Annotated in this window: 23 protein-coding genes; 8 read left to right on the top strand and 15 right to left on the bottom strand. The window is 70.7% G+C overall.

The annotated features are described in order from the left end of the window. Positions 1-92 precede the first annotated feature (92 nt). Positions 93-1532, top strand: coding sequence for a glutamine synthetase family protein (locus ACVTJA_RS06880; RefSeq protein WP_465834849.1), 1440 nt, complete (start codon positions 93-95; stop codon positions 1530-1532). On the opposite strand, the gene ACVTJA_RS06875 is transcribed toward ACVTJA_RS06880, so the two are convergent. Beyond that, a complete protein-coding gene (locus ACVTJA_RS06875) occupies positions 1533-2843 on the bottom strand; it encodes an APC family permease (protein WP_465834847.1) in 1311 nt (436 codons plus the stop codon). A gap of 300 nt (positions 2844-3143) precedes the next feature. On the opposite strand from ACVTJA_RS06875, the gene ACVTJA_RS06870 reads away from it, so the two are divergent. Both ACVTJA_RS06870 and ACVTJA_RS06865 read left to right on the top strand, forming a co-directional pair. After that, complete coding sequence (locus ACVTJA_RS06870; RefSeq protein WP_465834845.1) at positions 3144-4670, top strand: TraB/GumN family protein; 1527 nt, start codon at positions 3144-3146, stop codon at positions 4668-4670. 310 nt (positions 4671-4980) lie between these two features. Continuing rightward, on the top strand, positions 4981-6510 hold the full coding sequence (locus ACVTJA_RS06865; protein ID WP_465834844.1) for a hypothetical protein: 1530 nt from the start codon (positions 4981-4983) through the stop codon (positions 6508-6510). Between the two features lie 17 nt (positions 6511-6527). Here ACVTJA_RS06865 and ACVTJA_RS06860 read toward each other — a convergent pair whose 3' ends face one another. Genes ACVTJA_RS06860 through ACVTJA_RS06805 form a run of 12 tightly spaced genes read right to left on the bottom strand, consistent with a single transcriptional unit; the run spans position 6528 to position 18193 of the window. Beyond that, positions 6528-7421, bottom strand: a complete 894-nt coding sequence (locus ACVTJA_RS06860; protein ID WP_465834842.1) for a MerR family transcriptional regulator — start codon at positions 7419-7421, stop codon at positions 6528-6530. 14 nt (positions 7422-7435) lie between these two features. Further along, positions 7436-8302 carry a MerR family transcriptional regulator gene (locus tag ACVTJA_RS06855; protein WP_465834840.1) on the bottom strand — a complete coding sequence of 289 codons (867 nt, stop codon included), beginning with the start codon at positions 8300-8302 and terminating at the stop codon, positions 7436-7438. Then, entirely contained in the window at positions 8299-8976 is a 678-nt protein-coding gene (locus ACVTJA_RS06850; protein WP_465834838.1) for a lysophospholipid acyltransferase family protein, read from the bottom strand. Before ACVTJA_RS06850 ends, ACVTJA_RS06855 begins: the two co-directional genes overlap by 4 nt. Then, entirely contained in the window at positions 8973-9323 is a 351-nt protein-coding gene (locus ACVTJA_RS06845) for a lycopene cyclase domain-containing protein (protein ID WP_465834836.1), read from the bottom strand. Before ACVTJA_RS06845 ends, ACVTJA_RS06850 begins: the two co-directional genes overlap by 4 nt. Next, on the bottom strand, positions 9320-9709 hold the full coding sequence (locus ACVTJA_RS06840; RefSeq protein ID WP_465834834.1) for a lycopene cyclase domain-containing protein: 390 nt from the start codon (positions 9707-9709) through the stop codon (positions 9320-9322). Before ACVTJA_RS06840 ends, ACVTJA_RS06845 begins: the two co-directional genes overlap by 4 nt. Further along, positions 9706-10833 (bottom strand): glycosyltransferase, encoded by a 1128-nt coding sequence (locus ACVTJA_RS06835; RefSeq protein WP_465834832.1) that lies wholly within the window; start codon positions 10831-10833, stop codon positions 9706-9708. The genes ACVTJA_RS06840 and ACVTJA_RS06835 overlap by 4 nt, the downstream gene beginning before the upstream one ends. Further along, the gene (locus tag ACVTJA_RS06830; RefSeq protein ID WP_465834830.1) at positions 10830-11753 is read right to left on the bottom strand and encodes a carotenoid 1,2-hydratase; all 924 of its coding nucleotides are present in this window, start codon (positions 11751-11753) and stop codon (positions 10830-10832) included. The genes ACVTJA_RS06835 and ACVTJA_RS06830 overlap by 4 nt, the downstream gene beginning before the upstream one ends. Then, a complete protein-coding gene (locus tag ACVTJA_RS06825; protein WP_465834828.1) occupies positions 11750-13207 on the bottom strand; it encodes a phytoene desaturase family protein in 1458 nt (485 codons plus the stop codon). Before ACVTJA_RS06825 ends, ACVTJA_RS06830 begins: the two co-directional genes overlap by 4 nt. Then, entirely contained in the window at positions 13204-14529 is a 1326-nt protein-coding gene (locus ACVTJA_RS06820; RefSeq protein WP_465834826.1) for a hydroxymethylglutaryl-CoA reductase, degradative, read from the bottom strand. The genes ACVTJA_RS06825 and ACVTJA_RS06820 overlap by 4 nt, the downstream gene beginning before the upstream one ends. Before the next feature lie 7 nt (positions 14530-14536). Continuing rightward, positions 14537-15547 (bottom strand): phytoene/squalene synthase family protein, encoded by a 1011-nt coding sequence (locus ACVTJA_RS06815; protein ID WP_465834825.1) that lies wholly within the window; start codon positions 15545-15547, stop codon positions 14537-14539. Beyond that, entirely contained in the window at positions 15544-17100 is a 1557-nt protein-coding gene (locus ACVTJA_RS06810) for a phytoene desaturase family protein (RefSeq protein ID WP_465834823.1), read from the bottom strand. The genes ACVTJA_RS06815 and ACVTJA_RS06810 overlap by 4 nt, the downstream gene beginning before the upstream one ends. A gap of 7 nt (positions 17101-17107) precedes the next feature. Then, positions 17108-18193 carry a polyprenyl synthetase family protein gene (locus ACVTJA_RS06805; RefSeq protein WP_465834822.1) on the bottom strand — a complete coding sequence of 362 codons (1086 nt, stop codon included), beginning with the start codon at positions 18191-18193 and terminating at the stop codon, positions 17108-17110. A 114-nt stretch (positions 18194-18307) separates the two neighbouring features. On the opposite strand from ACVTJA_RS06805, the gene ACVTJA_RS06800 reads away from it, so the two are divergent. From ACVTJA_RS06800 to ACVTJA_RS06785, 4 genes are all read left to right on the top strand, one after another. Then, a complete protein-coding gene (locus ACVTJA_RS06800) occupies positions 18308-18895 on the top strand; it encodes a peroxiredoxin family protein (RefSeq protein ID WP_465834820.1) in 588 nt (195 codons plus the stop codon). Then, positions 18892-19797, top strand: coding sequence for a TIGR01777 family oxidoreductase (locus tag ACVTJA_RS06795; protein ID WP_465834818.1), 906 nt, complete (start codon positions 18892-18894; stop codon positions 19795-19797). Before ACVTJA_RS06800 ends, ACVTJA_RS06795 begins: the two co-directional genes overlap by 4 nt. A 10-nt stretch (positions 19798-19807) precedes the next feature. Then, the gene (locus tag ACVTJA_RS06790; protein ID WP_465834817.1) at positions 19808-20860 is read left to right on the top strand and encodes an alpha/beta hydrolase-fold protein; all 1053 of its coding nucleotides are present in this window, start codon (positions 19808-19810) and stop codon (positions 20858-20860) included. Between the two features lie 165 nt (positions 20861-21025). Continuing rightward, positions 21026-21616, top strand: coding sequence for a hypothetical protein (locus ACVTJA_RS06785; protein WP_465834815.1), 591 nt, complete (start codon positions 21026-21028; stop codon positions 21614-21616). On the opposite strand, the gene ACVTJA_RS06780 is transcribed toward ACVTJA_RS06785, so the two are convergent. Next, positions 21591-22277 (bottom strand): hypothetical protein, encoded by a 687-nt coding sequence (locus tag ACVTJA_RS06780; RefSeq protein ID WP_465834813.1) that lies wholly within the window; start codon positions 22275-22277, stop codon positions 21591-21593. The genes ACVTJA_RS06785 and ACVTJA_RS06780 overlap by 26 nt on opposite strands. A gap of 96 nt (positions 22278-22373) precedes the next feature. On the opposite strand from ACVTJA_RS06780, the gene ACVTJA_RS06775 reads away from it, so the two are divergent. Further along, the gene (locus tag ACVTJA_RS06775) at positions 22374-22748 is read left to right on the top strand and encodes a winged helix-turn-helix transcriptional regulator (protein ID WP_465834812.1); all 375 of its coding nucleotides are present in this window, start codon (positions 22374-22376) and stop codon (positions 22746-22748) included. 69 nt (positions 22749-22817) lie between these two features. Here ACVTJA_RS06775 and ACVTJA_RS06770 read toward each other — a convergent pair whose 3' ends face one another. Beyond that, on the bottom strand, positions 22818-23465 hold the full coding sequence (locus ACVTJA_RS06770; RefSeq protein ID WP_465834810.1) for a hypothetical protein: 648 nt from the start codon (positions 23463-23465) through the stop codon (positions 22818-22820). Between the last annotated feature and the right edge of the window lie 2 nt (positions 23466-23467).

The raw sequence follows: 23467 nt of genomic DNA, 5'->3' as shown, positions 1-23467 counted from the left end.
AGGCTTGATTTCGTCTCCCCAAATGTAAATACCTGGGCCCACGGATTTGACCCGCCGGATCACGGCGTGGAACCGGCCTGGGAGGCACGGACATGGAGACGAAGGGCCTGCGGACGTTCCTGGAGATTCCCTACGACGAGCTGGAGGAGCGCAACCTCCGCGTGAAGGAGCAGCGCCTCAAGCACGAGTCGGCGGACAAGGTCCGTGAGGAGCGCATCAAGTACCTCACCGACGAGCGCAACCTGAAGGCCGTCACCGTGTGCTTCACCGACCTCGAGGGTCGGCTGCACATGCTGGACTACGACAAGAAGTTCCTCCTCAAGAGCGCGGACAACCTCACGTTCGACGGCTCGTCCATCCGCGGCTTCTCGCAGCAGGCGGAGAGCGACCTGCGCCTGAACGTGGACTGGGGCTCGTTCTACTGGCTGCCCTCGGACATCTTCGGCCCCGGCAAGGTGCTGGTGTTCAGCGAGGTGCTGGAGCGCGACGGCACGCCGTACCACGCCGACATGCGCGGCCAGCTCAAGCGCGTCACCGAGGCCATGTACCAGAAGGACGGCACGGTGTTCCACGCGGCGCCGGAAGTGGAGGGCTTCCTCTTCAAGGGCCGTGACGCCGAGCGCCACTACCACGAGACGGGCAAGTTCGAGTTCCTCTCCACCGGCGGCTACTACCACTCGCTGCCGGGCGACCCGCTGCGCTCCTTCATCGACAAGGCCGCCGAGGCGCAGCGCGCCATGGGCTTCCAGAACGAGAAGGACCACCCCGAGGTGGCCCCCAGCCAGTTCGAGATGAACTTCTCGTACAGCGAGGCGCTCATCTCCGCGGACCAGATTCAGCTCTACAAGCTGCTGTGCCGCCAGGTGGCCGCGCAGATGGACACCACCGCCAGCTTCCTCCCGAAGCCGGTGACGGGCGTCAACGGCAACGGCATGCACATGAACATGTCGCTGTCCAAGGGCGGGAAGAATCTCTTCTACGAGAAGAGCGGCCAGGACGGCCTCAGCCAGATGGGCTGGGACTTCATCGACCGGCTCCTCACCAACGCGAACGACATCTGCCTGGTGCTCAACTCCAGCGTCAACGCGTACCGCCGGCTGGATCCGCACTACGAGGCGCCGAACCAGATCAAGGCCAGCGCCAACAACCGCGGCGCCATGGTCCGCATCCCCTACGGCAACGAGCGCAGCGCGCGCGTCGAGTGCCGCTCGGTGGCTCCGGACGCCAACCCGTACCTCGTGCTCTACACGCTGCTGCGCACCGGCCTGGAGGGCCCGCAGCCGCAGGAGGACGCGGAGACGAAGCGCAGCCGCACCCGCTTCCTGCCGGACAACATCTTCGACGCCGTCCGCCTCTTCAAGGGCAGCCAGTTCATCACCGGCATCCTGGGTGAGAACGTGCAGGGCAAGTTCGCGGAGCTGAAGACGGCCTCCGCGGAGCGCTGCCCGAAGCAGCTCGGCACCCGCGTGAAGGAGGCCGAAATCATGTTCCACCACGAGGTCACCAACCAGTACCTCTGGAGCCAGTTCTAATCAGGCTCCCGGCGCCGCTGGAGCCCCGGCACCTGCTCGGGGCTTCGCGAGCCGCAACAGCACCAGGCCCGCCATCACCGTCAACGCGGTGGTGGCGGCTTCGTTTTTGGTGGCCCCGTACGCAACCAGCGTCAACCCCAGCACCAGCGTGGGCACCGCCAGCACGGCGTGCAGCGGCGTGAGGCCGCGCTCCCTTCGGAAGGCGAGCATGGCCAGCGCGGCGGCGGTGACGCCGTACTGCATCAGCACCGCGATGCTGGAGAGCGCGAAGAGCTCCGACAGGTTGCCCAGGTTGACGAAGAGCAGCACCAGCCCCCAGGTGACGGCCAGCGCTCGCATGGGCACGCCCGCCGGGGACATGCCGTCCAGGCCGAACAGCGTGCGCTCGCCGGACGCCAGCGCCGACAGGTAGCGCGGCGTCGTCACCATCATCCCCAGGCAGATGCCGAGCGCGGAGATGCTGGTGCCCGCCGCCACCCACTTCTCCAGCGTCGCCCCGCCCCACACGCCCGCCGACGCGGCCAGCGGCGCCGGTGACGAGGCCAGCGCCGGCAGCGCCGCGACGCACGCCCAGACGAGCCCCACGTAGAGGAGCACCGCCACCAGCAGCGAGCCCACCGTGGCCAGCGGCACGCTGCGCGACGACGAGCGCACCTGCCCGGCAATCACCGGGACGATTTCGAACCCCTGGTACGCGAACATCACCGTGAGCCCCGCGCGCAGCCACGCGGTGTCCGTGGCGCCCATGGACACCGGCACGGGAGCTGGTGGGCCCGGCAGCGCGGCGAAGGCGATGAGCAGCGCGGCCAGCGGCAGCAGCTTCAGCACGGTGAGCGCCGTCCACGCGCGCGCGGAGACGCGGATGCCCGAGGCCACCACGCCCGCGAGCACCGTGGCGAGGACGGAGGCCAGCGCGCGCTGCCCCAGCGGCCCCGCGAGGCCCAGCGAGGGCGCCAGTGCCTGCGACAGTCCGGCCACCACGGCGGAGGTGCTCAGGAAGGCGCTGACATAGGCCACCCAGCCGACGAGGAAGGAGGCGCGCTCGCCGAAGGCCGTCCTCGCGAAGAGCACCGGCCCGCCGTCCGCGTCGAAGCGGCGGCCCAGCACCGCGAAGGCGAAGGCCACCGGCACCAGCGCCAGTCCCGTGAGGGCGAAGGCGAGGATGGCGCTGGCACCGGGCGCCTGCGCGGCGACCTCGGCCGGGGCGAAGAAGATGCCGACGCCGACGATGCCGTTGACTCCGAGCGCGAGGAGCTGGAGCGGCCCGACGGGACGTTCTTGCGAGGCGGTGGCGGTGGCGGGAGGAGACACGCTCGGGACTTCACTACAGGCCTGCCCTCCGCACCAAACCGCGGGGCGGCCGGCTCGATATGCCCTGGCAGCCACGCGTTGCCTCGAGCGACGAAGCCCACCGGCCAGGGGAAGGAATCGAATGCGTCGTCCGCACGGGATGCCGCTGGGGTTGTGATTGACCTGCGCGGCCATGCCCCACGGCTCGGCCTCGGTGCTCGAAACACCGTCCCGATATGGCGGCCCCTCTTCGGCGTTGCGGATTCGGGCACGGGGCACCGGCTGTGGCAGACTTTGCGTCCGGTGACCAAGGAGAACGCGATGCGTCGGTACGGGATGCTGCTGGGAATGGGGCTGGTTTGCGCGGGCTGTGCCACCCTGACCCGGCCGCTGGGGGCCGTCCGCAATGACGAGACGGGGGAGTACGAGACGCCGAAGGAAGAGACGGTGTACCTGGTCCCCGTCGAGGACGCGATGATGATGACCCGTCGCATCCTCGAGGAGCAGCGCTACGACGTCCTCGAGAAGGAGGGCGGGCTGGAGATGTTCACGTCGGCCCAGGAGCCGGGGAACAACCCGGTCGGCACGCGCTCCTACGAGCGCTACTACATCAAGGGCGAGAAGGTCGGCCCCCGGCAGTCGCTCGTCCGCGTCTTCCGGCTCCGCTACGACGAGACCACCAAGGTGCTGGAGATTCCGAAACAGGCCTTGGGTCCCACGAGGGAGAACCGGAGCGTCTTCGAGGACAACCACCCGTTCGACGCCAACCACGTCATCAAGACGGCGCCCGGCTCCCAGGCCAGCATGCACGAATACAACGCCAACCCCTTCCCCGAGGCGCCGAGCATCGAGGGCTTCCAGCTCGTGCGCGGCAATCGAGACGTGGGCATCGAGCACGTCCTGCTGGAGCGGATGGAGATGGTGCCCTCGCTGGAGCTGGTGGGCGGCAACACCTCCGTGCCCGCGCGCTCCGTGGTGCTCGAAGGCTGGGCGGAGGCCGGCGAGGCGGCCCAGGCGCAGCAAGCAGAGTGCGGCACGCCGGTAGACGGCGCGGCACCACTGATGGTCAAGGGGCAGACGCTGCTGCTGGCGGACCCGCTGGGCACCAAGGAGCTGCCCTCCGCCGCCCTGCGCATGCTCTGCGAGGCCGCGTCCAGGGACCTGCCGGTGGCGCTCGCCCTGTCCATGCCCACCGCCGAGCAGCCGCTGCTGGACACGTACCTGGCCAGCGCCGGCTCGTCACAGGATGCGCAGGAGCTGCTGCAGGGCAGCTCGTTCTGGCGCCGCGTGCACCAGGACGGGCGCAGCAGCCGCGCCATGCTCTGGCTCGTCGAGCAGGCCCGCCGCCTGCGCGCCTCCGGCAAGGCCGTGTCCCTCGTCGCCTTCGACGTCGACAAGGGCAAGGGCAACGAGCGCGAGGCGCAGATGGCGAAGAACCTGCTCGACTACCGGCAGAAGAACGCGGACGCGTGGATGCTGGTGCTGGCCGGCGGCACGCACGTGCGCACCGCGAGCGTGGACTGGGACAGCGGCTACGAGCCGCTCGGCATGCGGCTGGCGAAGGCGCTGCCCTCGGTGAAGGCGCTGGACGTGGGCTTCACGCGTGGCTCGCAGTTCTCCTGCCGCTACAACGTCTGGGACGCGGTGGAGTGCAACGTCTTCGCCATCAGCCCCACGAAGCAGGCGCGGCAGGCGTCCACCGTCCCGGCTGGCGTGCAGCTCTACGCCGAGCCGCACCAGGAGGGCTTCCAGGGCCGGCTCTACGTGGGCGCGTTGAGCGCCTCGCCCCCGGCGCTGCTGGCCAACGCCCCCACCGTGAGCAGCGCCCCCGTGAGCCCCGCGCAGTAGGGCCCGGCGCGCCCGCGTCGATACGCCGAGCATCCATCCTCCGGGCGTTGCCCCGTCTCACCTCCAGCCCTGCAAGCGGACTCCCTCTCCGCCGTCAGCAGCGCGATGCCTCGCGCCATGCGGTGGTCCTCCGGACGACCGTTCTGGTACGGCGCACGCGCTCCAGCGCCGCGGATTCGACAACGCGGCACCGGCTGCCGTGGTCCTCCAGCCCACCGTTCCGATATGGCGGAAACTTCCCGACGTTGCTGGTTCGGGAACGCGGCACCGGCTGTGGCGGACTTTACGTCCGGCGGCCAAGGAGGACGCGATGCGTCGGTACGGGATGCTGCTGGGAATGGGACTGGTTTGCGCGGGCTGTGCCACCCTGACCCGGCCGCTGGGGGCTGTCCGAGACGACGAGACGGGGGAGTACGAGAAGCCGAAGGAAGAGACGGTGTACCTGGTCCCCGTCGAGGACGCGATGATGATGACCCGTCGCATCCTCGAGGAGCAGCGCTACGACGTCCTCGAGAAGGAGGGCGGGCTGGAGATGTTCACCTCGGCGCAGGAGCCGGGGAAGAGCACCCTGGGCTCGCGTTCCTATGAGCGCTACTACATCAAGGGCGAGAAGGTGGGCCCCCGGCAGTCGCTCGTCCGCATCTTCCGGCTCCGCTACGAAGAGACCACCAAGGTGCTGGAGATTCCGCACCAGGCCATGGGCCCGTCGAACGAGACGGTCAGCGCCGTCGGGGACCCCGACCACCCCTTCGACGCCAACCACACCATCAAGTCGTCGCCCGGCGCGCAAGCGAGGATGCACGACTACAACGCCAACCCCTTCCCCGAGGCGCCGAGCATCGAAGGCTTCCAGCTCGTGCGCGGCAACCGGGACGTGGGCATCGAGCACATCCTGCTGGAGCGCCTGGAGATGGTGCCCTCGCTGGAGCTGGTGGGCGGCAACACCTCCGTGCCCGCGCGCTCCGTGGTGCTCGAAGGGTGGGTGGAGGCCAGCGAGACGCAGCCGCAGCCCCAGGCCGAGTGCGGCACGCCGGTGGAGGGCGCCGCGCCGCTGATGGTGAAGGGTGGAACTCTGCTGCTGGCCGACCCGCTGGGCACCAGGGAGCTGCCCTCCGCCGCGCTGCGCATGCTGTGCGAGGCCGTGTCCAAGGACCTGCCGGTGACGCTCGCCCTGTCCATGCCCACCGCCGAGCAGCCGCTGCTGGACACGTACCTGGCCAGCGCCGGCTCGTCGCAGGATGCGCAGGAGCTGCTGCAGGGCAGCTCGTTCTGGCGCCGCGTGCACCAGGACGGGCGCAGCAGCCGCGCCATGCTCTGGCTCGTCGAGCAGGCCCGCCGCCTGCGCGCCTCCGGCAAGGCCGTGTCCCTCGTCGCCTTCGACGTCGACAAGGGCAAGGGCAACGAGCGCGAGGCGCAGATGGCGAAGACGCTCCTCGACTACCGGCAGAAGAACGCGGACGCGTGGATGCTGGTGCTGGCCGGCGGCACGCACGTGCGCACCGCGAGCGTGGACTGGGACAGCGGCTACGAGCCGCTCGGCATGCGGCTGGCGAAGGCGCTGCCTTCCGTGAAGGCGCTGGACGTGGGCTTCACGCGTGGCTCGCAGTTCTCCTGCCGCTACAACGTCTGGGACGCGGTGGAGTGCAACGTCTTCGCCATCAGCCCCACGAAGCAGGCGCGGCAGGCGTCCACCGTCCCGGCAGGCGTTCAGCTCTACGCCGAGCCGCACCAGGAGGGCTTCCAGGGCAGGCTCTATGTCGGCGCGCTGAGCGCCTCGCCCCCGGCGCTGCTGGCCAACGCCCCCGCCGTCAGCAATGCCCCGGTGAGCCCCGCGAAGTAGCTCGCGAGGAGGACGCCCTACTCCACCAACCTCGGCCAGTCCTCCTCTTCGGAGAACAGACGCACGCCCAGGCGGGCGCACACTTCGGGGTGCGCCTGCGCCGCGGGGCCGCCCACCCAGACGGGCACCTTCCCGGGCAGCGCCTCCACCACGCGCGACAGCGTGTCTCCGAAGACCTCCGCGCCCTTGTCATTCACCGCCGACAGGCCCACGAAGTCCGGCCGCATCTCCGCCACCGCGCGCCCCAGGTCCACCGCCGGCATGCGCTGCCCCAGCAGCGTCACCCGCACGCCCGAGTGCCGCAGCCGCAGCGCCACGCCCAACAGCCCCAGCTCGTGCTCCTCGTCCGGGAAGCACGCCAGCACCGCGTGCTTCCGCCCGCTGTTCGGCGCCGCGTGCAGCAGGCCCACCAGCCGCGCCCGCACCACCTGCGTCACCAGGTGCTCCTGCGCCACCGTGAGCCGCCCCGCGTGCCAGCGCTCGCCCACCTCGCGCTGCAACGGCGCCAGCACGTCGTCGAAGGCCCGCAGCGGCGACAGCGCCGCGAGCACCTCGTCCACCACCGCCGACACCCGCGTCTGGTCATACGCGTTCGCCGCCGCCAGCGCCGCCTCCAGCCACGCATCCAGGCTGGCGCCGTGGCCGGTGCCCGTGAAGGCGGCCGCCTCGGCCCCGACTTCCGCGCGCAACTGAGGGAGCAGCTTCGCCGCCTCGCTGATGGCCACGCCCTCGTCGGTCAGCTTCTTCAGCCGCTTGAGCAGCGCCACGTCCCGGTCCGTGTAGACGCGGTAGCCGGATGGCGTGCGCTGCGGGCTGAGCACCCCATAGCGGCGCTCCCAGGCTCGGATGAGCTCCACACGCACTCCAGCGAGCTCGGCGGCGATGTGGATTCGGTAGGTGCGCTCGGCCATGTGGCGGGTGAAGGTCAGGGACGATTCTGCGCGTTGCGCACCTGGTTCCAGATGGCGACGAGCTCTTCCGAGGACTCCGCGTACTGCGCGCCGAGCGTGAAGAGCGTCTTCAGGTGCTCGCGAGCGCCCGCCCCTCCTACCACGACGGGAAAGGGCGCGCAGGCCCGCAGTGCGTCCCCCAGCACCTCCAGGAACTCGTCCGGCTCGCGGCGCCGCACGAAGGACAGCGCGACGATGTCCGGCCGCACCTGCGTGCACGCGCTGTGCAGCGCCTCGGCCGGCGTGTCCGCGCCCAGCAGCGTCACCCGCCAGCCCTTGCGCTTGAGGTGCACCCCCAGCGCCAGGAGGCCGCCCTCGTGGTGGTCCCTCGCCGGACACGCGAGCAGCGCGCGCGGCCCGTCCTCCACCGTCTCCACCGAGTCCAGCACCTGCCGCAGCCGGTGGCGGATGAAGGCGGACGCCAGGTGCTCGCGGGCGATGTCCAGCCGCACGCCCATCTCCCGCAGCAGCGGCATGAGGAAGGTGTCGCAGTAGGCCCCCACGTCCATGGCGGCCTGCGCCTCGTCCAGCACGCGCGTCACCTCCTCCCCGTCCAGCACCATGACGGCGGACCAGAAGCGCTCGCTGAGGCGCTCCGGCTGGGGCAGGGCCTGGAGCGGCGTGGCGCGCACCTGGGCAATGGCCTCGCTCACCGACAGGCCATCCTGCTGGATGAGGCGTGCGACACGGCGGATGGCCTCCACCTCGTCGCGCGTGTAGATGCGGTAGTTGTTGCCCTCGGTGCGGTGCGGACGCGGGAAGCCGTAGCGCCGCTCCCACGCGCGCAGCGTGGCCTCGCGGATGCCCGTCAGGCGGGCGATGGTGCGGATGCGCAACGTCATGGCGCCATCCCCCGCACCGTGTCCCAGCGCTCCGCCACGCCACGCGCTCCGGCCACCTTGCGCGTGAAGCCGTCCAGCGACGACGCCGACGCCACGCGCCTCACCACCTCCTCCAGCCTCTCCTGGAAGAGGGACAACGGCCCCGGCGGGTGCGGTGCGCCGACCTCCAGCAGTACGTCCGGACGCTCGTGCTCGAAGAAGGCGTAGCGCACGCCGACGGGCACGCACTCCACCTTCGACACCTTCGCCAGCAACTCCACGCCCCGCTCCAGCTTCAGGGGGAACACGCCGAAGGGACGGTGCTCGCCCTCGGGAAAGACATACAGCGCGGCGCGCGGCCGGCGGAGCAATTCCTTCGCATAGCGCAGGGACTCCACCGACGACATCGCATCCTTGCGGCGGATGCTGAAGGCGCCGATGCGCGCGAGGAAGCGGTAGCGCCGCAGGTTCTCCTCCTCCATGAGGCAGTAGCCATCCCAGCTCGCAGCGCGGCTGAGCTGGTGCAGCATGAAGCCGTCCCACCAGTTGCAGTGGTTCAGGTACACGAGCCGGCCCTCGTCACCCGCGGGCAGCGTGCCGCGCACCCAGAGGCCCCGGAACATCGAGCGGAACTTCCGGTGGATGTACTGGTCCAGGACCCAGCCGAAGGGTCCGCCTTTCCGCGCGCGAATCACGACGCCCGCGCCTCCCGGGCCCTGGACACCAGCGCGGTGAACAGGGCCAGCCCCAGCGACACGAGGATGCTGGTGAGCAGGAAGAAGAGCACCTCCTCCAGCGGCACGAGGCCCAGGTACACGCCCAGGTGCCGGCCCTCGCCGAAGTTCCAGATGCCGGTGGAGATGGCGAGGTGGTCCGCCACGGAGAGGTACACGCCCACGACGAACGCCGGAGGCAGCACCGCCTTGAGCACCGCGCCCGAGCGTTCCTTGTAGTGGCGCACCAGCGCGAGGAGCTGGAAGAAGATGAGCGGCAGCGTCCACGCGAGCAGGTGGATGAGGTAGGCCCACTTCGTCTCCATCATGGCGCCACCTCCCGGGTCGTGAGCTCCCGTCCGCCCGAGCGGGCCTCGCCGCGCGGCTCGGGTTGGCGGGACGCGGGCTCCTGCTGGAGCACCCGAGTCAGGCGAGCGCGGGCCCACAGCCCCACGAGCAGCGTCTGGAGGCCGAAGAAGAGGTACTCCTCCAGCGGCAGGTAGCCGAGCTTGATGCCCCAGATGCGCTCCGGGTCGAAGCCCCAGAGGCCCCACTTCACCGCCACGTTGTCCCAGGGCGACGTCGCCACGTAGACGACGATGAGGAGCAGCCCCATGGGCGCGAGACTCCGCGCAGAGAAGGTGCGCCGGTAGCGCCACACGAGGAAGAGGATGGGCAGCACCACGAAGATGCCGAGGAAGCGCGCGTAGGTCATCCCGGTCCTCCACTCAGCTCGGGCCACACGCGGACCATGCGGCCTCCGGGTTGGAGCGCATAGGTGCGGCCCCTCCAGGTCACCGTGCCCTGCTGCCACAACGAGCACAGGAAGGCCGCGAGCAACAGGCCCTCTCCCAGCAGCCAGTCCGTCAGTGCGTGCGGCAGGCCCGTGTCGGTGGTGCCGACCGGGGCGCTCAATGCGGCCAGGCGCAGGGACAGCAGCGTGCGCACGGTGACGAGCACGGCCACCGCGCCCGCGAGCACGGGAGCACCGAGTACCGCGGCCAGCAGCACCAGCGGCAGCGTGGGCGTGAAGAGCAGCGGCACCGTGGGATACAGCGAGGGGCGGTGGCTCGCGAGCACCTGCATCCACCGCGTGAAGCGCGCGAGCGGTGTGCCCCAGGAGGACACGGTGCCCAGCGGCACCACCGCCGGAGCCGGGCTCAGCGCCACGTCCAGGCCGCGTGCGTGCAACCGCTTCGACAGCTCGAGGTCCTCGCCGATGTGGTCCGCGAGCTCCTTCAGCGCTTCCATGGCCACGGGTGACAAGCCGAGTGCCTTGCCGCACACGGCCTTGGCGCCCGCGCTCATCACATCGAGCGCGCGGAAGCTGTGGTGCGTGTAGCGCAGCAGTCCGGCCATGGCACGGCTCGCACCGTCCTCCGGGGCCACGGGAGTGGGCGCCGCGGTGCTCAGCGCTGACCCCGAGGCAATGGGAGCCGCGAGCCCTTCCACCAGCGCACCCGTCACCGCGACATCCGCGTCCACCGCGAGCACCACGCGCCCCTGCGTCTGGAGCACATCCAGGGCGTAGAGCAGGTGGCCCACCTTGCGGTTCGGCGTGAGCGGGTCACTCGGGAGCCAGCGCACGCCCGGAGCAAGGCGCGGACGGTACGGAGACACCACGACCTGCTCCAGCGGCCCCGCGTAGTCGATGGGTGCCGCGAGGTTCTCCAGCTCGCGCGGAGTGGGTGCGTCCACGGGGCGCAGCAGCAGCACGGGGACATTGGCGCTCCCCGTCGGGGCGGAACGCCGCGCGCGCAGCAGTCTCGCGAGGGCCACGCCACTGAAGCCCGTGGCCATGACGGTCCAAGCCAGGGACATGATGACGAGCGCGCTCATGCCGCCCGTCCCACGCGCGTACGGAAGTGCGCCATCCAGCGGATGAAGGGCGAGTGGAAGCGGCGGAAGTCCGCCACCTCGCCCATGGAATCGAATTGCCCCTTGCGCGCCTCCAGTCGCGCGTAGAAGGGCGACGACTCCAGCAGTCGCGCCTCGCCCACCACCTCGTTGCCCGCGTGCAGCCGTGGCGGCACCCGCAGGCCCCAGCCGGTCATGCTCGTGCAATGCGTCTCCTGCACCGCGCCCCGCTCGCACCGCACACCGTGTGCTTCCGCCACCACGCGCAGCGGCGGCACTCCGTCCGGCAGGTGGTAGTCCACCACCGTCGCGTCCTCGCGGTGCGTGCGCGCCCAGTGCCAACCTGACAACCGCGCGCCCAGCAACTCATCGCCATGGTTCGTGTCGTGGTAGCCCAGCCCGTCCGCCTCCACGCCCAGCGACGGCACCTCCAGCCGGGCCTTCGCTCGCGGCGCCAGTGCCTGCCAGTAGTGCGGCAACTCGGGCATCAACCGCACCACCTCGCCCACCGGCGTCATCGGCTCCAGCGTGAGGCTCGCGCGCACCGGCCGGCCCCACGGCGCCGTCCAGTCCTCCACGTCCATGCGCACCGTGCCGCTGCCCGAGTACGTCAGCGTGGACCGGCCGATGCGGAGCTGCCCCGGAGACACCACCTCGGCCCTTGGGTACTCGCTCAGCACCCAGAGCCGGCGCACGCCCTCGTGGTACAGCACGAAGTTCACCGCGCTGTGCTCGATGGGCCGGCCGCCTCGACGTGCCGCCACCGAGTAGCGCGGAGAGAACAGCGAGCCGAGCATGAAGATGCACACCGCGCTGAACGGCCCCGCGGTGACGTCCGCGTAGAACCAGCGATATGCGCCCGCCGCATCGGGCAGCGCGGGCAGGTCACCCAGCGGCCTCATGCGCCCCTCCGCAGGTGCTGCGACGCCAGCTCCGCAGCGAAGCGACCGGACAGCATCACCAGCGGCACACCGCCGCCCGGGTGCGTGCCTCCGCCCGCGAAGAACAGGCCCGGCGTGCAGCCACGGATGCGCGGCCGGCGGAACGGACCGAACTTCCCGTGCGGCAGGAACCCGTAGATGGAGCCCCCCGGAGCCCCCTGCGCCGCCAGGTCCACCGGCGTTCGCTGGCCAATCACACGCGTGCGCCCGCGCAGCTCCGGGAAGTGCTGGTACAGCTTCTCGAACATCTGCGCCTTCACCCGCTCGGCACCCAGCTCCCACGCCTGGGCGGCGCGCTCCGCCTCCGCCTCACCCACGGGCAGCGCCGGCGCGTTCACCATGACGAACAGCCCCGTGCGCCCCTGCGGCGCCATGGTGGAGTCCGACGCCGACGGGTTGCAGAAGTACACCGTCGGGTCCGACGCGAGCCGTCCGCCGAACAGCTCCTCGAACTCCCGCAGGTAGTCCCCGCCGAAGAGCACCGTGTGGTGCGGCAGGTGCGGACGCCCATCCACCTCCAGCAGCAACACGAAGCCCGACAGCGCGAGCGGCTCGTCCGCCCGGTGCAGCGTCTCCAGCGGGTCCGCGTTCACCACCACGCTGCCATACGGCTCCGCGTCGTCCCGGGGCCCCACGCGATAGCCGCCCGCCGTGCGCTCGAAGCGGGCGCGCGTCTTCAGGTGCACCGTCACGCCCAGCCGCCGCACCGCCTGCCCCAGCGCCTCCACCAGCGAGCCCACGCCGCCGCGTGCGTGGTGCACGCCGTAGGCATGCTCGATGTGCGGAATCAGCGCGAAGGCCGCGCTCGCCTGGTACGGAGATGCGCCCGCGTAGGTGGCGAAGCGGCCCGCGTACTGCCGCATGTGGTCCGTCTGGAAGTGCTTCCTCGCCAGGTCATGCAGGGTGCTGAGCTTCATCCCCGCCATGACGGCGCCCACGCCGCGCTTCGCCACGCGCGTCATGAAGCCGGCCATGCCCTCGAAGGGCGCTTCCAGGTACGGCTCGCCCGCGGCGCGCCAGATGGCCGCGGCCTCCTCGTAGAAGCCGAGCACACCGCGCCGCTCGCCAGGCCGCAGCTCACCGGCGCTCTCCGCCATGCGCTCCAAATCCTTGTACGCGGTGAAGCCGCACCCATCCGAGAAGCGGTACGTGCACTGCGGCTCCAGCTCCGTGAGCAGAGGCATCAAGTCCCGCGCGTCCAGCTTGTCGAAGGTGCCGCGCACCAGGTCCGGCAGCGTCAGCAGCGTGGGGCCTGTGTCCAGGGTGACGCCGTCCACGGTGACGGCGCGGGCCTTGCCGCCCAGCGAGTCGCTTCCCTCGAAGAGCGTCACCTCATGCCCTTCCTTCGCCAGCAGCCCGGCCGCCGTGAGGCCGCCGATGCCACCACCCACCACCGCGACGCGGGTGCGTTTCATCCCCGGGCTCCCTTCCGCCGGGCGACTTCCGCCGCGAGGATTTCCCTCGCACGCTCCGGCCGGTAGACGCGCTCGCGCGACAGGCGCTCCGCGACGATTTCGATGAGCTCGCCCTGCGCCCCCGCCTCCGCCGCCACACGCCGCGCGTGCAGCGCCATGTGGCCCTTCTGGATTCCGTCCGTGGACAGCGCCTTGAGCGCCGCGAGGTTGGTGGCCAGCCCCGCTGCTCCGGCGAGCGCCGCCAAATCCAGCGCACCGGACACCCGCGCCAGCTTCAGCGCCCGCTGTACACCCGGATGCGTGCGCGCCGCGCCACCCGCGGTGGACGTGGCCAGGGGCATGAGCAATTCGCCCTCCAACACACCGTCCTCGCCCGCGCGCCACGACGTGAGCGGCCGGTACGTACCCGAGCGCGCCGCCCACGCATGCGCGCCCGCCTCCACCGCGCGCCAGTCGTTGCCGCACGCCACCAGCACGGCGTCCACGCCGTTCATCACGCCCTTGTTGTGGGTGACGGCCCGGTACGGGTCCAGCTCCGCGAAGCGATGCGCCGCGAGGATGCCGTCGCGCACAGCGAGCCCATCCGTGAAGCCCTCGGACACCAGCGCCGACGCGGGCACCCGCGCTCGCACGTGCACCTTCCGGCGGTCCGCGAGGTTGGTGAGAATCTTCAGCCCCGGCCGGGCACGCGCCAGCTCCGCCAGCCGAGGCGCCATGCCCTCCGCCACCGAGTTGACGCAGTTGGCGCCCATCGCATCCCGCGTGTCGATGTGCAGGTGCACCACCAGCGTGGTGGCATCCAGCACCCGCACCTCCAGCTCACGCGTGCCACCGCCGCGCTCGCACATGGCGGGGATGAGCGCGTCAGCCTCCGCGAGCAGGAGCGCCGCGTGTGCATGCAGCGCCGCGCGCGCGTCCTCCAGCGAGGGCACGTCCAGCAACTCCACCTGCGCGGTGGTGATGGGCGGGTCCGCCTCCACCGTGAAGCCGCCGCCCTCCGCGCACAGGCGCGCGGCGTACGACGCGGCGGCGATGATGGAGGGCTCCTCCACCGCCATGGGGACGAGCCGCTCCCGCCCGTCCACCACGAAGTTGAGCGCCACACCGAGCGGCAGCCCCTGGATGCCGATGACGTTCTCCACCATGGCATCCGCGCACGCCTCGTCGAAGCCGGCGAGCCCCGACAGCGACTCCGCCTCCTCGGGAGTCACCCAGCGCGCCTCCACCAGCCGCGCCCGCCGCCGCTCCGGAGACTGCCGGTAGAAGCCCGACAGGCGCGAGGTGCGCTTCATCTGCAACATCTTCACGCGGTCGTCGCTCATCGCGCCCTCACCCTCCCGTCCCCGTGGGCAGCAGCGGCACGCCCGTGTTCCCCCGAGGCACGGGCAGCGCCGCGCTGGGGCGCATGAAGGCCGCCGTGGCCAGCGCCAGCTTGCGCTTCGTCGTCACGTGGGCCCGCGCGCTGAACACGTCGTAGTCGCGCGCCTCGATGTCCCGCAGGATGTCGCCATAGATGGCGCCCATCAGCCGCACCATCGACTGGCTGCCGAAGCCGGTGAGGGAGTGCACTCCCGCCGCGGCCCGCGCGTAGTACACGCGCGCGCGCTCCACCTGGAAGCGCATGAAGTCCCTCCACCTGGCATCCACCTTCCCGCGCCGCAGGTCGTCCTCGCCCAGCCCGAAGGCGGACAGCTCCTCGGAAGGCAGGTACACCCTGCCCCGCTCCCAATCCTCCCGCACGTCGCGGAGGATGTTGGTGAGCTGCATCGCCTTGCCCAGGTCCGCCGCCGGCTCCGCGGCCTTCGCGTCGCTGCAGCCCAGCACCGGCGTCAGCATCAGCCCCACCACGCCGGCCACGCGGTAGCAGTAGAGGTCCAGCTCCTCCCACGTGCGGTAGCGGCTCTTCGTCAGGTCCATCTCCATGCCGGAGATGAGGTCCTGGAATGGCTGCTCCGGAATCCGGTAGTGACGCACCGTGTGCTTCAGCGCGGCGAACTCGCCCGGGTGCCATGGGGACTGCGCCTCGGCGGACATCAGCCGCTCGGCCGGCGAGCCCAGCTCCGGCGACGCCAGCTCCTGCATGGGCAGGTACACCTCCGCCACCATCTGCCGCGCCTTCGCCAGCCGCACCGGCAGGTCCAGTGGCACGACGTTCTCCCCGTCCCCGTCCACCAGGTCGTCCAGCCGCCGGCAGAACGCATAGAGCGCGAAGGCCGCCTTCCGCCGCTGGCCGAAGAGCAGGTACGAGGCGAAGAAGAAGCTCTTCGCGTGATGGCGCGTCACTTCCTTCGCCCGACGGTAGCCATCCGCCACCAGGTCCATCTGGTCGTGCGAGTTCATGCCGCCACCTCCTCCAGCGAGCGCGGTGCCTGCTCGCGCGGAGCCAGCGAGACGCCCGCCTCACGGGCCCACGTGAGCAGCCGCTCGGTGACGAGGCGCGCGGAGATGAGCACCGTGGGCAGGCCCGTGCCCGGCTGCGTGGACGCGCCCACGAAGAAGAGGTTCTTCACCCGCGCGTCCTGGTTGCGCGGACGGAACGGGCCAATCTGCGTGAAGTTCTGCGCCAGCCCGAAGGCGCTGCCGCGCGCGAGGTTGAAGGTGGACGCCCAGTCGTCCGGAGTGAAGACGCGCTCCACCTCGATGTCCGACTCCAGCCGGGGGAAGCCCAGCTCCGCCATCCGCGCGAACACCTTCGCGCGCACCTTCGGGCCCTCTTCCTTCCAGTCCACGCCCGGGTTCTGGTGCGGCACCGGCACGAGCACGTAGAGCGCGTCCTTGCCTTCCGGCGCGAGCGACGCGTCCGTGCGCGTGGGCGCATTCACGTAGAAGCTGGGGTCCTCCGGCACACGGAAGCGCTCGAAGATGTCGTCGAAGGAGCCCTTGTAGTCCCGGCCGAACACCACGTTGTGGTGCTGGAGCTCCGGGTACTTCCGCTTGAGGCCCAGGTACAGCATGTAGCCGCTGGACGTGTAGCGCAGCGACTCCTTGCGCTTGAGCGAAGTGGCGTTCGGGTCCAGCAGCTTCTCGTACGCGTAGGGCAGGTCCGCGTTGCACAGCACCGCGTCCGCCTCCACCACCTCGCCGCCGGCCACGCGCACGCCCGTGGTGCGGCCGCCTTCGGTGAGGATTCGCTCCACCGGCGTGCCGTAATGGATGCGGACGCCCTCCTCGCGCGCCAGCCGCTCCAGCGCGCGGGGAATGGCATACAGCCCGCCCTTCGGGAACCAGATGCCCACGCCCAGCTCGGTGAAGGGCAGGAGGCCGTAGACGGCGGGCGACGCGTAGGGCGACACGCCCAGGTACATCGTCTGGAACGTCATCGCCGCGCGCAGGCGCTCGTCCTGGAAGTAGCGGCTGACGTCCGCGTACATGCGCCGGTGCGCGCGGACCTTGAGGATGCGCGCCAGCACCTTCGGCGAGAAGTAGTCGGAGATGCCGTCGTAGTTGCGGCCCACGAGGTAATCCAGCGAGGTGCGGTACTGGACGCGGCCCTGGGCCAGGAAGGCGAGATAGCGCTCGTAGCTGCCGGGCTCCACGCGCTCCAGCTCGCGTCCCATGGCGCACAGCTCGGAGGTGAAGGTGACGTCGGAGCCATCCCTGAAGTGGATGCGATAGTTCGGTTCACACCGCAGCAGCGTCAGGTAGTCCTCGATTCGGCGGCCCAGCGCGCGGAAGGTCTCCTCGAACACCTCCGGCATCAGCACGATGGTGGGACCGATGTCCCATGTGAAGCCGTCCACGCGAAGCTGGTTGCATCGCCCGCCGGGCCCGTCCGTCTTCTCGAAGAGCTGGACGTCGAAGCCCTGGTGCGCCAGCCGCGCCGCGGCCGCGAGGCCTCCGACGCCCGCGCCCACCACCACCACCCGTCTGCCCTGGGTCCGTGCGCTCGTCATGGCGTCCTCAGGCGGCGCGGTGCGCGAGGCGGGTGATGAGGGCGTCCAGCAAATCCCTCACGCCCTGGGGGTTGGGCAGCGACTGCAGCGAGCGGCGAGCGGCGCGCGAGGCCCGGTCCACCATGCGCTCGCAGGCGGCACGGCCACCCCACTGCTCCACCAGCGCGCGGGCGCGGGCGAGCGCGGCCTCGTCCTTCTGCTCCATCGGCAGCGCCCACAGGGACTCCAGCTCCGCGCGAGCGGAGGCGTCGGCGCGCGCGTAGGCGGCCAGCACGGGGAAGGTTCGCTTGCCCTGCGTGAAGTCGCCGTCCGCGGCCTTGCCCGCGACACTCGAGTCGCCAAAGAGGCCGATGAGGTCATCACGCAGCTGGTAGGCGAGCCCCACCTGGCGACCCACGCGCTCCAGCCCTTCGAGCAGCTCCACGCTGGCGCCGCCGAGCATCGCGCCGCACACCAGCGGGGCGCAGAAGCCGTAGCGCGCCGTCTTGAGGTACGCCACGCGCAGCGTCTGGAAGAGCGTCACCTCCGACAGCGGCGCGCGACCCAGGTCGATGTCCAGGTACTGCCCGGCCGCGGTGTGGCGGCACACGCCCAGGTAGTACTGCACCACCCTCGGCGCGCCGGGCAGGCCGGAGGCGAGCATAGCCTCCAGCGAGCGGGCGAAGAGGTGGTCTCCCACGACGACGGCGAGGTCCTCGCCCGTGCGCCCCGGCGACAGCATGCGGTGCAGCGCCGGGCCTCCGCGCCGCAGCTCCGCCTGGTCGGCCACGTCGTCGTGGATGAGGAGGAAGGTGTGCAGCAGCTCCAGCCCCGCCGCGAAGGTCCACAGGCCCGAGGGCACCGCCGTGCTCGCCCGCGCCAGCGAGTGCCCCGCCATGACCAGTGCCGGCCTCAGCCGCTTGGCCGGCCGCAGGGCATACGTGCGTGCCCTGTCCATGGCGGCTGTCCAGCGAGGATCCAGATTGGACTCGTCCGGAAGCTCGAAGAGCGCCTTCAGCGAGGCCTCCACCTCCGTCTGCACGAGGTGCAACCAGGCCTGCTCCAGGGGAACCACGCCGGAAGGGGGCCGAGCGGTGCGAAGCGAGAGAGCCATGCGGCGTTCCTCCGGAAATCCTGTGGCCTTTCCCCCTAGAGGTAGCGTTTGCGTCGAGGGATTGTCAAGGGTATGTCTAAGGTTCGTATGAGCCTTGTACACGGGGGTGCCCTCATGAAGGCGTGGATCGCAGGTGCGTTGACGGCGTCGCTGATGGCGGGAAGCGCCTACGGCGTCGACCCTACGTACGGCCCGGTGGACGCGACGTTACGAACGTCGGGAGGGAAAGAGGTGCGCCTCTCCCGGTGGCGCGGGAAGCCGGTCATCCTGTTCTACGAGGACAAGGACTCGACGACACTCAACTCGCCCTTGAAGGAAGCCCTCTTCGAGCGGGGCAAGGCGCGGGGCCTGCTGGACGCCGCGTGGGTGGTGGCGGTGGCCAATCTGGAGAAGTTCGACTTCTTCCCCGCGAAGCAGATTGCCCTCTCGTACGTGCGGGACGAGGAGAAGAAGGTGGGCGTGCCCATCCTCGTGGACCTGGACGGGACGCTGGGTGACGCCCCCTGGGGCCTGCCCAAGAAGACGTCCAATGTGTTGCTGCTGGACGCGGAGGGGAACGTCGTCTTCCGGCACTCCGGGCGGATGAAGCCGGAGGAGCAGGAGGCGTTCTTCACCCAGTTGAGCCAGCTCGTCGGGGTGGACCTGTCCACGCCCGCGGCTCCCGCTCCCGCGCCGGCTCCGGCTCCGGGAGCCCAACCATGAAGGTGGCCGTCACCGGGGCGACGGGGTTCCTGGGTTCAGGCTTTGTTCAACGTCTACTGGCCCGTGGGTACGAGGTACACGTGCTCGCGCGGAACGTTGAACGGAGCCTGGGCAGGCTGCCCCAGGGGGTGACGGGCTCGTACTACGACACCCACACGCCCCTGTCGCCGGACGCGCTGGCGGGGGCGGAGGCGGTGGTGCACCTGGCGGGCGAGCCGGTGGCACAGCGATGGAACAAGGAGGCGAAGCACCGCATCCACGACAGCCGGGTGCTGGGCACGCGCATCCTCGTGGAGGCGATGAAGGGCGCGGGCACGGTGAAGCGCTTCGTGTCGGCGTCGGCCATCGGCTACTACGGCGGCACGCGTGGGGCGGAGCCGCTGACAGAGGAGAGCTCGCCCGGGGAGGACTTCCTCGCGCAGGTGTGCCGGGGCTGGGAGGCGGAGGCGCTGCGCGCGCGAGACGCCGGCATTCACACCGCGCTGGTGCGCATGGGCGTAGTGCTGCACCCGGACGGCGGCGCGCTGCACAAGATGCTGCCGCCCTTCCGCATGGGCGCGGGCGGCCCGGTGGGCAGCGGCAAGCAGTACGTGAGCTGGATTCACCGCGAGGATGCGTTGGACTTGCTCCTCTTCGTGCTGGAGCAACCAACGCTGGAGGGCCCCGTCAACGCCACCGCGCCCACGCCCGTCACCAACGAGGCCTTCGCGCACGCGCTGGGCCACGCGCTGGGGCGGCCGTCCGTCATGCACGTGCCGGCCTTCATGCTCAAGGCGGCGATGGGCGAGATGGCGAAGGTGGCGCTGGAGGGCCAGCGCGTGCTGCCGAAGCGAGCCGAGGAGGCGGGCTTCACCTTCCGGCACACCGAGCTGGAGGCGACGCTGAGGGAGTTGCTGGCGTAGGGTGCGCCGCATGGACGTGAAGACGCTGGAGGCGCGGGCGCGAGCGGAAGGCACGCCGGTCATCGACGGAGACACCGCGACCTTCGTGTGGCGCGGGCGCGGACCGGTGGCGGTGCAGGGAGACTTCCAGGACTGGCGCGGCGAGCCACTGCCGCTGGAGCGCGTGGCCCCCGGCCTGTGGGCGCGCACGCTGACGCTGCCGCGCGATGCATATGTGGAGTACGTGCTGCTCGACTCGCGAGGCGGCAAGGTGCCGGACGCCTTCAACCCGCGCGTGTCCGACAACGGCTTCGGTGACTTCAACCACTGCTTCCACATGCCGGAGGGCGGGCCGCCGGAGGTCCTCCAGCGCCCGCGCGGCGCGCCGCGAGGCCGCGTCACCCGGCACCTGCTCGAGGTGGAGGACATGGCGGTGGGCGGCAGGCGCGCGGTGGCGCTGTACGCACCGCCCGTGTCCTTCCCGGTGCCGCTGGTGGTGGTGTTCGACGGGGACGACTACCTCAAGCGCGTGAAGCTGCCGGAGCTGGTGGAGTCGCTGGTGGCGCGCGGGCTGATGAGCCCGGTGGCGCTGGCCTTCGTGTCCAACGGCGGCGAGGCACGCAGCGTGGAGTACACGTGCAGCGAGTACACGGTGTTCCTGCTGTTGAAGCACCTGCTGCCGCTGGCGCGTGAGCACCTCCACCTGGTGGACGCGCCCGGCGCGCACGCGGTGCTGGGCTCGTCCCTGGGCGGGCTGATGGCGCTCTTCACGGCCTTGAGGGCACCGGAGGTCTTCGGCCGCGCGCTGTCACAGTCCGGAGCCTTCGCGGTGGAGGGGAGGGACTTCGTCGTCTTTGATTTGGCCCGACTGGCGCCTCGCCGCCCGCTGGACGTGTGGATGGACTGCGGCCGCTTCGAGGTGCTCCTGGAGGGCAACCAGCGCATGGCGCCGCTGCTCGCGTCTTCCGGGCATCGCGTGGAGTACCGGGAGTACAATGCCGGCCACAACTACCCCGCCTGGAGGAACGACCTCTGGCAGGGGTTGCAGTGGCTCTTCCCGGTGTCATCCGCCAAACGCCGGTAAGCATTACAGTTCGCGAATGTTGGGTGGTGGAGGTCCGGAGATGCAGGAAAGTCCGGGCGGCACCACCGTTGCGGGAGGACGCAACTGGCGCCGGCTGCGTCCGATAACCCACATGGAATTCCCCAGGCCCTGTCCGCCCGGGGATTTCTCCCCTGGAGTTCCCCCATGTCGCGCATTGATGGTGGCAACCGCTCGTCCTCCCCCAAGGGCCCGGTCACGGAGCGCTCCGGAGCGGAGCGGCCGGACACCGGCGCGAAGGGTGCGCAGCCGAGCGCGGGAACCAAGGGCACCCCGACGCACCGCGCGGTGCAGCCCTTCCAGGGACGCAGCGAGTTCGAGACGGAGCGCCGGCCCACGCCGCGCTCCATGCCAACCGTGACGCCACCGAGCACCCCGACTCAGGACCTCGCGGCCGCCGCCGGAGCCGACGCGGAGCTGGAGTTGCTCTCCGAGTTCCCCGACCCGGATGCACAGGGCGGCCTCGCCTCGGCCATGCTGCACGCGCACAAGGACGAGCCCGCGTCGCAGGCGCGAATCGTCGAGCGCCTGAAGCAGGACGGCCGGCTGGAGACCCTCTTCGGCGAGGTGTTCCGCGAGGGCAACCCGTACGTCGAGCAGCCGCACCGCAACGCCGTGGTGCGCGCGCTCGACACGGCGCTCGCGCGCGGCACGGTGACGGGTGAGGACCTGAAGTCCTTCACCCGTGGCGCCTACGCGCAGGAGTGGCAGCTCATCGGCTCCGAGCTGAAGAAGTAGCCGTAGCGGCCGCTGCCCGCGCCTGGAGCAACGCCGCGGCATGCAGCATCAGGAACAACGGCACCAAGAAGATCGGAATCAGCACCATGGGCAGCATCGCCATCGGTGCCATGGTGACCTCACCGGGCGCGCCCGTGGCGAGCAGCGTGTGCGCCACGCCCGAGCCGACGGCGGAGAGCAAATCCAGCACGCCGAGCACCTGCCAGACCACGAACGTCTTGCTGGCAGCGAAGCCGGGACGTTGGCGCAGCGCCGACGCGACCCACGGCGCCGTCAGACCGATAGCGATGTCCCCCAGCCCGGCCGGCCAGGCGAACCCGCCCGGTAGCAGGTGAAAGGCGTACAGGGCGATGAAGGCCAGCCCGCCGGCGCGCCACGCCTGGATGGCCGTCATCACCTGCAGGTCGGCGCCGAGCACGAACGCGCGGAAAGCCCGCCACCGCCACAGCGCCACGAAGAAGACCGCCAGCGGCAGGGTGGACCCGAGCAGGATGGGCAACGGAGGACGCCCGGGCGGCGCCACGAAGGCTCCGCGCGCCCCCAGCACCACGACCAGGGCGAACCACGCCAGCAGGAGTGCCGCGACGGCGTGACGGACCCTCGGACCGGCGGGCGTTTGCGAAGACGGAGCGGCGGAAGAAGGACTCGCTGACAGGGCCATGTCGGCCTCCCATGTGACTTGCATTCTACAAGTCACTAGCGGCCTGAGCAGTGACTTGCAACCTGCAAGTCGTGTTCATAAAAGAAGGTGACTTCGATGAAGCCGCGCCAGAAGCCCCAAGCCAGTCCACGCCGCTCGTCCTGCCCGGTCGCCAGTACGCTCGACCTGGTGGGAGACAAGTGGTCGCTGCTGCTCGTGCGAGACCTGCTCGATGGCAAGCGCACCTACAGCGAGCTGCAGCAATCGTCCGAAGCGATTCCCACCAACATCCTGGCCGACCGCCTCAAGCGGTTGGAGGCCGCGGGCGTGATTGCCAAAACGGCCTACCAGCAACATCCGCCCCGCTATACCTACGAGCTCACGCGAAAGGGGGCCGAGCTGGGCGCGGTGGTGCTCGCCATCGCGAAGTGGGGCCTGCGCCACATCGAGGACACCGAGGCCCCGGAGATGCTCGTGCGACGGATGTCGTAGCCGTGCCGTGGCCACGGGCTACGGCGTGCCGAGCACCACGCGCATCACCCTGGACAGGCGTCGTCCGCGTCAGGCGCCGAGCCGCGCCACCAGCGCGCTGCGCACGGACTGGGCGATGGCTCGCGCGTTGGGAGCGAGCTCCTCGGGCAGCCAGTAGTAGAGGGCCTTGCCGTCGGTCTCCACCTTCGAGCGCACGAAGGTGAGGCCACTGGCCTCCGCGCGCTCGGGGCTCTTGGGAAGGCAGCGGCGGCACAGGCACGGGAGCTTCGGGCTGGCTTCGTGCGAGGTGAGGTTGGTGGGGCCGCCGCCGGTGTCCTCGCCTCCCGCCGTCTGGAGGAGCAGCGCCGCGTCCGCCGCCGCCAGCGCGCGAGGCGTCTGCAGCGACATGCCCAGCGCGCCCTTCGCGGCCTGGATGCCCTTGCCGGACTCGAAGCGAATCTTCGGGATGAGCGAGGTGACGTCGGTGATGGGGACGGTGTTGGGCCGGGAGCGCCAGCCCCCCGCATCGGACTTGAGCCCTTCGAGCACCGCGACGAGCCACAGCGCCTCGTTGGGAGGGCGCACGGTGAAGAGGAAGAGCCGCCCGCCCGAGGCCAGCGACTCCAGGTGCTTGCTGTTGCTGCGGTAGCGGTCCATCGGAAGCACGTCGCCGGGCTTTGTGCCGGCGGCCTCCTTCTCGAACACCGCCTTGCTGATGATGGCCAGCATGTCGGGCATGA

The organism is Pyxidicoccus sp. M6, from assembly GCF_055568925.1.
The sequence above is the reverse complement of the archived record's forward strand: the minus strand, read 5'-3'. Positions and strand labels throughout refer to the sequence as shown.